General features: G+C 62.6%; 10 protein-coding genes, 5 tRNA genes and 1 pseudogene. 3 read left to right on the forward strand and 13 right to left on the reverse strand.

The genetic code is table 11. From position 1 onward, the window contains the following. Positions 1 to 289: 289 nt before the first annotated feature. The 4 genes from murA to QP997_RS03325 all read right to left on the reverse strand — a co-directional run bounded on the left by murA (position 290) and on the right by QP997_RS03325 (position 4,311). Entirely contained in the window at positions 290 to 1,546 is a 1,257-nt protein-coding gene (murA, locus tag QP997_RS03310; RefSeq protein WP_070760150.1) for a UDP-N-acetylglucosamine 1-carboxyvinyltransferase, read from the reverse strand. Positions 1,547 to 1,674: 128 nt separating this feature from the next. Next, positions 1,675 to 2,550, reverse strand: coding sequence for an acetate metabolism transcriptional regulator RamA (gene ramA / locus QP997_RS03315; protein ID WP_070760148.1), 876 nt, complete (start codon positions 2,548 to 2,550; stop codon positions 1,675 to 1,677). Positions 2,551 to 2,886: 336 nt separating this feature from the next. Next, positions 2,887 to 3,462, reverse strand: coding sequence for a DUF2505 family protein (locus tag QP997_RS03320; RefSeq protein WP_284846209.1), 576 nt, complete (start codon positions 3,460 to 3,462; stop codon positions 2,887 to 2,889). Between the two features lie 75 nt (positions 3,463 to 3,537). Continuing rightward, positions 3,538 to 4,311, reverse strand: coding sequence for an enoyl-CoA hydratase-related protein (locus QP997_RS03325; protein WP_070759597.1), 774 nt, complete (start codon positions 4,309 to 4,311; stop codon positions 3,538 to 3,540). Positions 4,312 to 4,525: 214 nt separating this feature from the next. Here QP997_RS03325 and cysK point away from each other — a divergent pair, with 214 nt between their 5' ends. Together cysK and epsC are read left to right on the forward strand one after the other, a co-directional pair. Further along, the gene (gene cysK, locus QP997_RS03330) at positions 4,526 to 5,461 is read left to right on the forward strand and encodes a cysteine synthase A (protein WP_012360828.1); all 936 of its coding nucleotides are present in this window, start codon (positions 4,526 to 4,528) and stop codon (positions 5,459 to 5,461) included. Positions 5,462 to 5,683: 222 nt separating this feature from the next. Beyond that, positions 5,684 to 6,256, forward strand: a pseudogene (epsC, locus tag QP997_RS03335) (serine O-acetyltransferase EpsC); the annotation flags it as partial. Positions 6,257 to 6,391: 135 nt separating this feature from the next. On the opposite strand, the gene QP997_RS03340 reads toward epsC, so the two are convergent. From QP997_RS03340 to scpC, 9 genes are all read right to left on the reverse strand, one after another. Beyond that, positions 6,392 to 6,685: a GNAT family N-acetyltransferase gene (locus QP997_RS03340; protein ID WP_284846210.1), complete on the reverse strand. Its 294-nt coding sequence runs from the start codon at positions 6,683 to 6,685 to the stop codon at positions 6,392 to 6,394. A gap of 151 nt (positions 6,686 to 6,836) precedes the next feature. After that, positions 6,837 to 6,909, reverse strand: a tRNA-Phe gene (locus QP997_RS03345). A gap of 21 nt (positions 6,910 to 6,930) precedes the next feature. Next, positions 6,931 to 7,004, reverse strand: a tRNA-Asp gene (locus tag QP997_RS03350). Between the two features lie 202 nt (positions 7,005 to 7,206). Next, positions 7,207 to 7,620 carry a hypothetical protein gene (locus tag QP997_RS03355; protein ID WP_041628515.1) on the reverse strand — a complete coding sequence of 138 codons (414 nt, stop codon included), beginning with the start codon at positions 7,618 to 7,620 and terminating at the stop codon, positions 7,207 to 7,209. A gap of 194 nt (positions 7,621 to 7,814) precedes the next feature. After that, positions 7,815 to 9,191 carry a hypothetical protein gene (locus QP997_RS03360; protein ID WP_284846211.1) on the reverse strand — a complete coding sequence of 459 codons (1,377 nt, stop codon included), beginning with the start codon at positions 9,189 to 9,191 and terminating at the stop codon, positions 7,815 to 7,817. Between the two features lie 122 nt (positions 9,192 to 9,313). After that, positions 9,314 to 9,387: transfer RNA gene (locus QP997_RS03365), tRNA-Asp, on the reverse strand. A gap of 1 nt (position 9,388) precedes the next feature. Beyond that, positions 9,389 to 9,461 (reverse strand) — tRNA-Glu (locus tag QP997_RS03370). 275 nt (positions 9,462 to 9,736) lie between these two features. Beyond that, a tRNA-Lys gene (locus QP997_RS03375) sits at positions 9,737 to 9,809 on the reverse strand. Positions 9,810 to 9,936: 127 nt separating this feature from the next. After that, positions 9,937 to 11,442, reverse strand: a complete 1,506-nt coding sequence (scpC, locus tag QP997_RS03380) for a succinyl-CoA:acetate CoA-transferase ScpC (RefSeq protein WP_012360841.1) — start codon at positions 11,440 to 11,442, stop codon at positions 9,937 to 9,939. Positions 11,443 to 11,677: 235 nt separating this feature from the next. Here scpC and dusB point away from each other — a divergent pair, with 235 nt between their 5' ends. Next, positions 11,678 to 12,856, forward strand: a complete 1,179-nt coding sequence (gene dusB, locus QP997_RS03385; protein ID WP_070760136.1) for a tRNA dihydrouridine synthase DusB — start codon at positions 11,678 to 11,680, stop codon at positions 12,854 to 12,856. The last annotated feature ends 6 nt before the right edge of the window (positions 12,857 to 12,862 follow it).

A 12,862-nucleotide genomic window follows, 5' to 3' on the forward strand; every position in this document is an offset into this window, starting at 1 on the left:
CAACCACAACACTGTGGCGCTTCACGTTGAGGCGGATTCCGAGCTTATCACCCACATGAACCAGAAGCAAACCGGAGGAAAACTCACGATCACTTAACGTTCACGACAAAGTCAGCGATAAGGAAACAAGACCGAAGGGGAACCCAACCACCCGGCATCAGCGCCGGCGGCCTTGCAGATCAATAATCTACACACACCCCACAACAAACACAAAACCCCAGGTCAGAGTTCGTTCTGACCCAGGGTATCGATGCTTATGCCCCGCGTTAAGCGGTAACCGCCTGCGCTGCTAGCGCCCCACCCGGCGAATGTCCGCGCCGAGACTACGCAGCGTGCCCACGAAGTCCTCGTAGCCACGATCGATGTGATAGACGTCGTGGACCTCGGTCTCACCATCGGCAATCAGCCCGGCGAGCACCAGCCCCACCCCGGCACGGATATCCGAGGACCACACCGGTGCAGACGACAACTGACGTCCTCCCCTAATAACCACGTGGTGACCATCGACGCTGGCGTCCGCGCCAAGACGGACGAGCTCGTCGACGAAGCGGAAGCGGGATTCGAAGATGTTCTCCGTGATCACGCTCATCCCCTCCGAGGCCACGCACAGCGCGATCGCCATCGGCTGCAGATCAGTCGGGAAACCGGGGAAAGGAAGGGTCTGATAATCCACCGCGGTGGGCTTAGACTCCTGCACCACGCGGAAGCCAGTCGGGTAGGTCTCCACGCGTGCGCCGGCGAGCTTGAGCTTCTCCAGCGGAAGGTGCAGGTGCTGCGGGTCGATGCCACCAACGGTGACGTCCCCCTGGGTGATCGCCGCAGCATACGCCCACGTGCCGGCGACGATGCGGTCACCGACCACCTCGTGCTCGACCGGGTGCAGCTTCTCCACCCCGGTGACGGTGATGACGTTCGATCCCCCGCCCTCGACCTTCGCGCCCATTTCGTTGAGCATGTTGCACAGGTCGACGATTTCCGGTTCGCGGGCCGCGTTATCCAAAACGGTGACGCCATTAGCCAGAACCGCTGCGGTCAAGATGTTCTCCGTCGCTCCGACCGAGGGGAAGTCGAGCTTGATTTCAGCTCCGTGCAGGCCACTGGTCTCTGCAACCACGCAACCGTGCTCAATGCGGGTGGTGGCTCCGAGCGTCTCCAGCCCGGTCTGGTGCATATCGAGGGGGCGGGAGCCGATGGCGTCGCCGCCGGGGAGAGCGACTCGCGCACGGTGGCAGCGTGCGGTCAGTGGGCCAAGGACGGCGACGGATGCGCGGAACTGGCGGACAGCGTCGAAGTCGGCGTCGTGATTGATCTCCGCCGGGACGTCGATGACGACGGTGCCGCCGTCGAGCTCGACGTCGCAGCCGAGGCCCCGAAGGACGTCCGCCATGTAGGGGACGTCCGAGATCTGCGGGCAGTTCTTCAGGACGGTCCGGCCCTCGGCGAGCATGGCGGCGCTCATGAGCTTAAGCACGCTGTTTTTCGCGCCGCTGACTTTCACTGCGCCCTGCAGCCGGGCGCCTCCATTCACCACAAAACTGTCGTTCACAACAGCCAAGGATACGCGTTAAAACCTTCCAGAGCTGCCGACCGACGCCCCGTGGCGTGTGGCCCGGATATCAAGCGGGACGGCGGAGGCTCCGCGTGACCACTGTGTTTTTAAAGCAGAGCGGTGTTTTAAGGCAGGGCGCCGATGCGGCGGGCAGCATTGACGGCCTCATAGCGGGTGTGGGCACCAAGCTTGCGCATGACGGAGCGCAGGTAGCTCTTCACGGTTTCCGCTCCGATGCCCATCTCCTCCGCGGCCTCGACGTTCGTGTGGCCGAGGGCGACGCAGGACAGGACGTCCAGCTCGCGGGCAGACAACTTGGTGGTCTGCTTGACGCGGACTGGGGAGACCATCTGGGTGCACAGTGCCTCCAGGTCGCGGCGAAGGGTCTCGTCCTCCACGCGGCTGGCGAGCATGCGCAGCTTGGAGTGGGTTGCGCGGACCTGTTCCCATTCGGCGCTATTCAACGAGCCGGAGGGCTTCGGGGCATCCTCGGCGGACTTGCCTTCCGAGGCTGCCTGCGCGGGCTCACCGGAGGCACGCTCGCGCATCGCCTCGTTGATAGCGAGCTCCTGCTCGAGGCAGCGGGCGGTCATGGTCACTTCCTCCAGGACCTTATCCCCCAGGCGAGCTCGGGAGTGGATGCCGGCGTAAAGAACGCCCCGTAGCGAACGGCTCACGATCACTGGCACGGCAACGAGCGAGTGCAGGCCTTCATCGCAAATGAGGGAGTCGTACTCGTGGCTGATGGCCTTGGCTCGGGTGTAGTCGGAGACACCTACCGGACGCCGGGTGGCCATAACGCGTCCACCGACGCCTGCTGCGCTGACCACCTCGAGGTTTTCCAACGCGGGGGTACGAAGCCCGATCCAGTTGACGATCTGGAGCTTCTTCGGGCTTTTGACTTCCCCGTACATGGTGACGGGGATTGCCGTTTGCGCCTTGAGGTAGTCCAGAGCCTTCTGGACTGCCTGATCGTCATCGCTAAGACGCCGCTTTTCCACGGATCACTCCCTTGTGCGTGGGAAGTCCACCGCGCAGGGCGCGGCGCTTCCCCAGCGACCAACCACGAGCACCGGTTTAGCGCGGCCGATGCTCCTGGCACTGCTACTCAGCGGCCCGGCCGGCGCGGGGCGCCAAAACGGGCCGAAGTTTTTCCACCAAACACTCCCCCTTTTAGGGGTTAGCAGGTAGTCAAGCAAAGTATAGATCACCCGCTAACTACCCCCAAAATCCCCCCGCTAAAGCGAAAACCGCCCGTACGCCAAGCCCTTCATCAGGGAACGCACAGGCGGTTAGCAGGATCCATGCGCTGGACCCCACTCACCCGGTTCTTCACGCTAGCGGCGGGATAGCCCCTCCGCTTCGATGCGCGCCAAGCCCTTGTCGATGGTGTTATCCGCATCGCCCAGGATCTTGCGCGCGATCATGCCGCCGACCATCGGAACTGGGACACTCACGTCCACCGATACTTCGATAACAACGTCGCTGGACTGCGGGTCCTTGCGCTGAGGCGTGTAGGTGAAGAGCATGCGCATCTCCCCCAGCCCCTGCGGGAGGGGCATGGCGGTTTCGGCCACGCAGGTCTCCCCCGTCAGCGGTTCCACCGTGGTGGTCTGTTGGAGACGCATCGGCTGTTTCGGCTGCCCCTCGCCCGACTCGCCCGCAGCCCCGTCGGCCGCCTCGGCAGCCGCCCGGGCGCCTTCGGCTGCAGCTCCTGCAGGTGTGATCTCGACCTGAAGCTGGGCTGTGACCTGCCCCTCCGGAGTCCGGGCGATGTCCGAGTCGACAATCTCGACCGTGGAGCCATCTGTGGGCTGGTCTACGTGCAGCAGGTACTCCTCGCTGCTCAACACTCCGTGCGCCTCTGCTGGCGAGAGCGCGATCGTCCTCTTGAAGGTCTTCTTCTTAGCCATGTTTCCTAGTGTGCCCCGTCGTTTTCTCAAAGCCTAAGCCCGCTCACCCCGCAACCGCCGGACGAACGGCGATCCTTAGCGGTGCTGCCACTCCGGCTTGCGCTTCTCCACGAAGGCGGCCATGCCTTCCTTCTGATCCTCCGTGGCAAACAGGGACCAGAACGCATCGCGCTCGCTGAGCAGCCCTTGGCGCAGGGTGGTCTCGTAGGCGGCGTCCACCATGTCGGTCGCGGCGGTGGTAGCAACCTTGGACATGCCAGCAACCTTGGCGGCCACTTCCTGGACCGCTTCGTCGAAGCCCTCGACGGGCAGCACGCGGGATACGAGGCCGGAGCTCTCCGCTTCCTGTGCATCCATCATGCGGCCTGTGAGGATCAGATCCATCGCCTTAGCCTTGCCCACCGCGCGGGTCAGGCGCTGGGTGCCACCCATGCCCGGGATGATGCCCAGGGTGATTTCCGGCTGGCCGAACTTGGCCTTCTCGCTCGCCAGCAGGATGTCGCCGATCATTGCGACCTCGCAGCCGCCGCCGAGCGCGAAGCCGTTGACAGCCGTGATGATTGGGGTGGAGACCTGCGCGACGCGCTCCCACTCCAGGAACATCTTCTTCTGACGGATCTCGGGGTAGGTCTCGGACTGCATCTGCTTGATGTCAGCGCCCGCGGCGAAGGCTTTATCGCTGCCAGTGATGACAATTGCGCCGATATTCGGGTCCTGATCGAAGCCCTCAACCGCGTCCACAACGGCGTGCATGAGCTCGCTGTTGAGCGCGTTGAGCGCCTCCGGGCGATTGAGCTGGATCGTGGCGACGCGGTTATTGGTGCTGGTGAGGATGACGTTCTCGCTCATCGTGACCTCTCTTCTTCTGGGGTATGCGGATGAAGCTGTTTCGCTGTTTTCTTCCGCTGCCCATTGTGCCCATTTTTGTTAGGGACGTCACCAGCTTGGCCAATTCCCGTCTTCACCGTTGCCTCACAACCCCAAGGGCGGGTATCATAACGGGTAGACAGATCAGTCTATTTCACTTCTGGCTGATTCGCAACCAGGAAAGGTAAACCAGAAAATGGCAAAGATTTACGAGAACATCACCGAGCTCATCGGCAATACCCCGCTGGTCAAGCTCAACAAGCTCACCGAGGGTTACAAGGCTGATGTGGTACTGAAGATCGAGTCCGCCAACCCAGGCAACTCCGTGAAGGACCGTATTGGTCTGGCTATCGTTCAGGCTGCCGAGGACGCCGGCGAGCTCAAGCCGGGCGGCACCATTATCGAGGCAACTTCCGGTAACACCGGTATCGCACTGGCCATGGTCGGCGCGGCTCGCGGTTACAAGGTTGTACTCACGATGCCAGAGACGATGTCTAACGAGCGTCGCATCATGCTGCGCGCTCTTGGCGCTGAGCTGGTACTCACCCCGGGTTCCGCCGGCATGCAGGGTGCAGTCGATAAGGCCAACGAGTTGGTCGAGTCCACCGAGAACTCCATTCTGGCCAGCCAGTTCAAGAACCCAGCCAACCCGAAGAAGCACTACGAGACCACGGGCCCGGAGATCTTCGAGGACACCGACGGCAATGTGGATATCTTCGTCGCCGGCATCGGCACCGGTGGCACCATTTCCGGCGCCGCGAAGTACCTGAAGGAGAAGAAGGAGAGCATCGAGATCGTCGGCGTCGAGCCGGCCGATTCCCCGCTGCTGACCGAGGGCCGCTTCGGCCCACACAAGATCCAGGGCCTGGGCACCAACTTCTTCCCGGAGACCCTCGATAAGGACGTCCTCGATCGCGTGATCGACGCCCCTCTCGAGGAAGCTGTGAAGACCGCCCGCGAGCTCGCGGTCACCGAGGGCATCCTGGGCGGTATCTCCGGCGGCGCAGCCGTCTGGGGCGCACTGCAGGAGGCTCAGAAGCCGGAGAACGAGGGTAAGACCATCGTCGCGATCCTGCCGGACTTCGGTGAGCGCTACGTCTCCACCCTGCTCTTCGAGGACCTGCGCGACTAGAAGAGGCGATGCTCCGGGCTCACCCGAGTCCGGATACAGCCCGCTCACTCTCTGCACGCCACCGCCGTTGGCACCCGGAATTAAACTTTCGGGAATACGCCACGGCGGTGGCGTGCTGCATATGATGAGTATGCTTCCCTCCAACTGATGAAACGGCCTGCTGGGATGCCCAACCCGGCAGCACCGGGAGCAAAAATTCGATGTGAAGAAAGAGGATCGCGCGTGAGCATTTTTGCCACGATCCGGGAGGATCTGAAGAACGCCCGCCTGCACGACCCCGCCGCACGAGGCGATCTGGAAAATGCCATCGTGTATTCCGGCCTCCATGCCATTTGGGCGCACCGCGTGTCCCACAAGATGTGGAAGCGCGGCTGGAAGGGGCCAGCACGAATCCTGGCGCAGTTCACCCGCTTCCTGACGGGCATCGAAATTCACCCTGGTGCGACGATTGGTCGGCGCTTCTTCATCGACCACGGCATGGGCATCGTCATCGGCGAGACGACGGAGATTGGCGACGACGTCATGCTCTACCACGGGGTGACCCTCGGCGGACAGGTACTAACTCAGACGAAGCGCCACCCAACGATCGGAAACGGTGTCACTGTGGGCGCGGGCGCGAAGGTGCTGGGCCCGATCACGATTGGCGATAACTCCGCCATTGGTGCCAACGCCGTCGTGACGAAGGACGCGCCCGCTGACTCGATCCTCACCGGTATCCCGGCGAAGGTGCGCCCGCGCCAGAAGGACCAGCGCACCCCGCTGGTGGACGCGGTGCACTGGGTCGCGGAAATGCAGAAGAGGAGCCCCGCCGAGGGATCGGGCGACGCGGGAAAAAATACCGCGAATGCCCCCAAGGGCGCGGCCGGTGGCGACGGCTCGAAGGCTGCCCCGTCGAGCACCGATAACGACGTCGACGGCGCCGTCTAGGACCTACTCGACGACGAGGTCGCCGTAATCGTCCTGGTTCTTCTCGACGAATCCCGCCACGGCCGAGCAGGTCGGGCGGACCTTCAGCCCCTCCTTGCGGGTGGCATCCAGTGCCGCTGCGAGGAGGGGCTTTGATAGTCCCTGGCCCCGGAATGCGGGGTCCACGACGGTGTGGTTGAAGTCGCGGACGCCGTCGGTGTCCTCGAATGCGGCAAAACCTGCCTGCTCGCCGTCCACCTCGATGACGAAGCGGGCGACTTCCTTGCGGACCTGTCGCTGGGAATCTGATGCGGTCATGGCACTCCCCTTTCGCTGGGTTGGGTTAGCCCACCACGGAGGGCGGGCCTTGAACCTGCGATTTTACGCGGGTATGGCTGCCATCTCAGGCGCTCGAGGGGAATGCAATCGTAAAGCAAAAGCCCCATCCGTTGGGATGGGGCTGGGAGTGTGGCCAGACCCGGGATCGAACCGGGGACCTTTCACTTTTCAGGCGAACGCTCTACCGACTGAGCTATCTGGCCGAGAAGCCTGAGGCTTCACAGCGACCCTGACGAGACTTGAACTCGCGACCTCCGCCGTGACAGGGCGGCGCGCTAACCAACTGCGCCACAGGGCCGTGTGCTATCGCACGAGTGGTAACTATACCCAGCGGTTAACGTGGGCACAAATCACGGCCAACATGCACACATCACAGCAGGTAGATAGGCATTTTAAAGGGCGTCTTTTCGGGCCATGCAAGCTGCTTTTTATAGGTTTTACCCCCCCACCATGGCAGCTTAGCGCTGCCGCAGCTCCGGTACCGATGACACTAATTGGCACTAATCGCAGAGGGTCACCATGTCGATCAGTTTTTCGGGGGCACCGAGACGGCGCAGCCGCGCATCGGAGAAGCACGGCCCCTGCATGCCGGAGGTGGTCACCCCGTCGGCTTCCACCTCACCCCATTCGGCGCCGTCGAAACGTTCGACCCACACGTGATCAGTGCCGTTACGTCCCGCCCGCATCCATCGCCCATCGCAGTACATGGAGACGATTTCACCGGGTCGGGTATTCGAGTTGGACTCAAGATAGGGGCACTCGCCCTTCTTCACGCGCTGCGGTTTCGGCCGCGCGCGCTCCCGCTGCGGCTCAGTCCTCTCGTCGGCATCGCCCGAAGCATCGTTCCCCTCCCCTGCACCATCATTCTGAACATCGGACGGCGGCGGGCCAGCCTTGGTGATCGTTTGAGTCACGGTAGGGCGATCGGCTGCGGAATCGCTAGCTTCGCCGGCGCAACTAGCCAACAGCAGTGACAGGCTGAGGGCAGCGAGGCAGGATCCAGTCCGACGAGCGACGCCGAACTGCCGCCGGGACAAGCTTCGGTTGAGGCGCATAACAGGAGTCTGGCACAGCCTTTGGAACTTTTAAGGCCATTGCCAATCTTCAGCTAGGCAGTCGCCCGCTGAAGATGACTCACGAATTCTCCTAGCACCCCACGCTCCCGCATCTGCAATAGGGCGTGGCGGGTCATCTCCATCTGCATAGAGACCGAGCCACCGTCAGCCCGGTGATCCTTGACGATCCGGTCCACACACTGCGCGACGTCCTCCCCTGGCTGCAGCCGCTCCGCCCGCATCCCTGTCTGGAGCCCCTTCTCCGAGGGCAATGCCTTCTTCCCGATTGCTTGCTCCGCGGTGAGCTGCGTATAGGACAGGTTGAAGTAATCCGGCAGCCCAGCGCGCGTCAGATCCCGCATGTAGGCGATGGGCCGCGTAGCAATCGGTACCGGCACGGTCACACTGTCCGGCGTCCGGAACACCCCGGTTGACTTCGTCTTCCGCAGGTATTCCTGCGCACCCGGAACGACAGCCTCCTCGAAATACTCACGCTGCGCCGCACCAGCGACGATGTCCGCAAAAGTCTCCGCATAGAAGCTATCGTTCAGCGACACCGAACCGGAGCCCGACGGGATCAGCATGCCCTGCGAGTTATCGCTCAGCGAACCCTGCTGACCGACAATCACGTGACCATCGGATGTCAGGACCAACGTCGAGGAGCCGATGACATTCGCCGCCTTGCTCTCGATGAGATCGATCAGGACACCGTCGTCCTTGTTGACGATGATGGAGCTGCCGTCGAACAGTAACTCGTCGTACCCCGGGGTGTAGTAGAGGTTGTCGACGACGAGGTTCGACGTGATGTGGTCGAAATAGCCGATGGGGTGCAGCTGGATGACGTGACTCGTCCAGTCGGGGTCGCAGGCCATGCCTAGAAGCTTCCCGTTGAACATCGCACGCCCCTGTGCGTAGTGACGCCGCAGGTTCAGGTACTTAAACTGCTCCAGATCCTTCGGCAGCCGGTACCTGTAGGAGGAGAACTCCCATGGCTTTTCCAGGCCACCGTCCTGGATGAACTCGTCGACTCGGTCCGAGGCGAGGTATGGGCGCCCGTCGACTTCCCGCTTCTCGAAATCGTGCTCGCGCTGGTAGTCGGAAAGGCTTGCCGAGGCGATCTTGCGGGACGTGAGCTCCTTCCGCGAGCGCACGGCGTAGTTGTAGCGCTGGCGGTTTTCGATGCCGATCGTCGCAATCCAGTACAGCAGCACCCCCACCACGATGGCCCCCAAAGTCAGCCACCAGGCGGAGTCAGTGAGAACCTGGGCCTCCGCGAGGGCTGCGAGTACCGGAATGAGTACCGCCAGGGGTGTGACCAGCTTCGAAGCGGTAGCCACGGACATACTTTCGCTAAGCAGCCCCAGCTTGGTGAACGTCGCGCCCTGCCACCGGCGGAAGAGGTGATAGGACGAGGTCTTGGAGGAACTCATGAGCAAGAGATTACCTGGCTGTCGGCACACAACCGCCTGTCCCGTGCGCCAAGACTAAGCCGGGTGGAAGACACATAGGAAAGCAAAAACCCCAAGCTCTTCGGAGCTTGGGGTTGATCTTGCGACCCTGACGAGACTTGAACTCGCGACCTCCGCCGTGACAGGGCGGCGCGCTAACCAACTGCGCCACAGGGCCGTACTCCCAACGGGATTCGAACCCGTGTTGCCGCCGTGAAAGGGCGGAGTCCTAGGCCACTAGACGATGGGAGCACGTTCAAAACGCTCTACGCGTCTCAAACAGCTCGCTCAGTCTAACCCGCTCCCTATACAACAACCAAATTGCCATGTGACGAGGGGATTTTCTGACCACTGGGTTCGTCTCAACAAGATACTGTGCCACGCCGCGCGACGCAATTCCTAGAGTTGTGCCTCCAACCACTCAGCCACATCCGGCCATAGATTCCGGTGCTTCGAACGGTAGAAACCCATGACTAGTTCGGGAAAAGCAAAACCCCCGGTTGCAACAACCGGGGAATTACAAAAAGTGGGCCCTGTGGGGCTCGAACCCACGACCTACGGATTAAAAGTCCGGAGCTCTACCAACTGAGCTAAAGGCCCACGCGCACAATCGCACGCACACAAGCCACGCTTGCGGAACACAGCTTACCCCATGGCGAGGCACGAAAAACAAATAACCCGCCCCGGCGAAAACCGGGACGGGTTAGGTGCGCGAGATGGCTACAGATTAGCCCTTCATGCTGCCCTTCTCCGCCAGGTTGATGTGGAAATCAAAAGCGGTGGCCAGATCGTGCGGGGTCTGCAGGCCAGTGCCCTTGGACTTCGCGCGCTCGTAGTACTCCTCCAGCAGCGGCTGGTAGTCCGGGTGAGCGATCTCGATCATCTTCTTCACACGGTCACGCGGCGCCAGGCCACGCAGGTCGGCGTAGCCACGCTCGGTGATGATGACCATGGCGTCGTGCTCGGTGTGGTCGATGTGGGATGCGAAAGGAACGATCGTGGAGATCGCGCCGTCCTTGGCGATCGTGCCCGAGATGAAGGTCGACAGGAAGGCGTTTCGGGTGAAGTCACCGGAACCGCCAATGCCGTTCATGATGCGGGAGCCGGAGACGTTCGTGGAGTTCACGTTGCCGTAGATGTCCGCCTCGATCATGCCGTTGGAGGAAATCAGGCCCGTGCGGCGCACAACCTCTGGGTGGTTAGAGATCTGCTGCGGGCGCAGGATGATGGACTCGCGGTACTTCTTAGCCTCTGCGTTCATCTTCTCCGCGTACTCCGGGGAGAGAGCGAAGGAAGTTGCGGAAGCAACGGTCATCTTGCCCGCGTCGATCAGGTCGAGCATGCCGTCCTGAATGACCTCGGTGTAGGCCTGGATGTTCTCGAACTTGGAGTCCAGCAGGCCCGCCATCACGGCGTTCGGGACGTTACCCACGCCGGACTGCATGATGTAGCCGTCGTAGGTCAGGCGGCCGGCCTTCACCTCACCCTCGAGCAGGTCGAGGAAGTGGCCAGCGATCTGCTCGGAGGTCTCGTCCACCGGCTTGAACGGAGCGTTGCGGTCCGGCGCGTTGGTCTTCACGACCGCGACAACCTTGGAGGACTCGATCGGGATGTAGGTGGTACCGATGCGGTCGCCCGGCTTGTTGATCGGGATCGGGGTGCGGTTCGGCAGCGCCGGCATCGACCAGATGTCGTGCATGCCCTCGAGATCCTCGGACTGCCACTCGTTGATCTCGATGATGACCTTGTCCGCGGCGTTGATGTACTCAACGTTGTTACCCACCGCGGAGGACGGCACGATGTTGCCCTCCTCAGTGATGCGAACGGCCTCGATGATGGCGACATCAAACTTGCCGAAGAAGCCCTGCTCCACCTGCAAACCCATGTGGGAGAGGTGGATGTCCTGGTACTTCATCTCGCCAGCGTTGATGGCCTTGCGCATGATCGGGTCGGAAGCATAAGGCGCGCGGTAGTTGACGGCCTCTGCCTCGGCGAGCACACCATCACAGTCCGGGGCCGTGGAAGCACCCGTGAAGACGTCGATCTTGAAGTCCTCGCCACGGGAGTGGGCGTCCTTCGCCTTATTAGCGATGGCGGTGGGGAGGGCCTTCGGGTAGCCGGCACCGGTAAAGCCGGACATGCCGACCTTGTCGCCATTATTGACGAACTGTGCCGCCTCCTCGGCGCTCATCACCTTGGACTTGAGCTGCTCATGGGCAATGCGATCTGTCATTTATTCCTCCTGTGGCGTTCAGCCCACAGCGACCGATAATGGTTTGTTTTGCTGAGTGGGCAAAAACTCTTGGCCTATAGGCGCCATGCTACATAAATCGATTCTGAAGTGTGACCTACACACTTTTGTATAGCTAACTACCCCCTTTTCGGCTCCCCCGAAACCGGCTCACTGCCCCTGCCGCGGCATCGCCGTCCGAACTTTCGCTTTGCTGCAGCCCGCCCCGCCTGGGAACATGGTCACCGTGACTAGCAGCATCGAAACCAAGCAGCAGGGCCTCAGCATCGGAACGCTGAAGCTCGACAGCCCCGTCGTCCTCGCCCCAATGGCAGGCGTGACGAACGTGGCCTTCCGCACCCTCTGCCGCGAGCAGGAGCGGGAGCGGATGGGCTCCGTTGCGGGCCTCTACGTCTGCGAGATGGTGACCGCCCGCGCGCTCGTGGAGCGCAACCCCAAAACGCTTCACATGACCACCTTCGCGCCGGACGAAGACCCCCGCAGCCTGCAGCTGTACACCACCGACCCGAAGTACACCTACGAAGCAGCCAAGATGATCGTCGATGAGAACATGGCTGACCACATCGATATGAACTTCGGTTGCCCCATGCCCAAGGTCACCCGCCGTGGCGGTGGCGCGGCCCTGCCCTACAAGCGGCGCCTCTTCGGCAATATCGTCGCCGCCGCCGTCAAAGCCACGGAGGGGACGGACATCCCCGTCACCGTGAAGATGCGCATCGGCATCGACGACGAGCACCGCACCCACCTCGACGCCGGACGCATCGCTGCCGACGAGGGTGCCGCCGCCGTCGCCCTCCACGGACGCACCGCCGCGCAGCGTTATGCCGGCGACGCCGACTGGAGCGAGATCGCCCGCCTCGTGGAGCACATGGACGGCCGCGTGCCGGTGCTCGGCAACGGCGATATTTTCAAGGCCACCGACGCCCGCGCAATGATGGAGCAGACCGGCTGCGACGGCGTGGTCGTGGGCCGTGGCTGCCTGGGCCGGCCGTGGCTCTTTGCCGAGCTCTCCGCCGAGCTGCGCGGCCTGCCGGTGCCAGCTGAGCCACCCCTGGGCGAGGTGGCGCGCATCATCATGCGGCACGCTGAGCTCCTCGCCGAGCACGACGGCGAGGATCGCGCCTGCCGCGACCTGCGCAAGCACATGACCTGGTACATGCGTGGCTTCCCCGCCGGCGGCGACCTACGCCGCAGCCTCTCGAAGGTCAGCTCCCTGGCCGAGCTGCGCGAGGTACTCGATCCCATCTGGGACTCGGATGCTCTCGCCAACGACGCCGACGGCGCGCGCGGTCGCCAGGGTTCCCCCGCGAAGGTGCAGCTGCCGGATGGCTGGCTCAACGACCCTGAGGACGAGACCGTGCCGGTGGGTGCCGATATCGAGAACAGCGGTGGCTAGTCCATC

It is taken from the genome of Corynebacterium sp. MSK039 (assembly GCF_030232315.1).
Lineage (GTDB): Bacteria > Actinomycetota > Actinomycetes > Mycobacteriales > Mycobacteriaceae > Corynebacterium.

Coding starts and splice junctions, on each gene's coding strand:
- QP997_RS03320 (WP_284846209.1), bottom strand. CDS start 3,462: ATGGCTAAGAAGAAGACCTTCAAGAGGACGATCGCGCTCTCGCCAGCA.
- QP997_RS03325 (WP_070759597.1), bottom strand. CDS start 4,311: ATGAGCGAGAACGTCATCCTCACCAGCACCAATAACCGCGTCGCCACG.
- cysK (WP_012360828.1), top strand. CDS start 4,526: ATGGCAAAGATTTACGAGAACATCACCGAGCTCATCGGCAATACCCCG.
- QP997_RS03340 (WP_284846210.1), bottom strand. CDS start 6,685: ATGACCGCATCAGATTCCCAGCGACAGGTCCGCAAGGAAGTCGCCCGC.
- QP997_RS03360 (WP_284846211.1), bottom strand. CDS start 9,191: ATGAGTTCCTCCAAGACCTCGTCCTATCACCTCTTCCGCCGGTGGCAG.
- scpC (WP_012360841.1), bottom strand. CDS start 11,442: ATGACAGATCGCATTGCCCATGAGCAGCTCAAGTCCAAGGTGATGAGC.
- dusB (WP_070760136.1), top strand. CDS start 11,678: ATGGTCACCGTGACTAGCAGCATCGAAACCAAGCAGCAGGGCCTCAGC.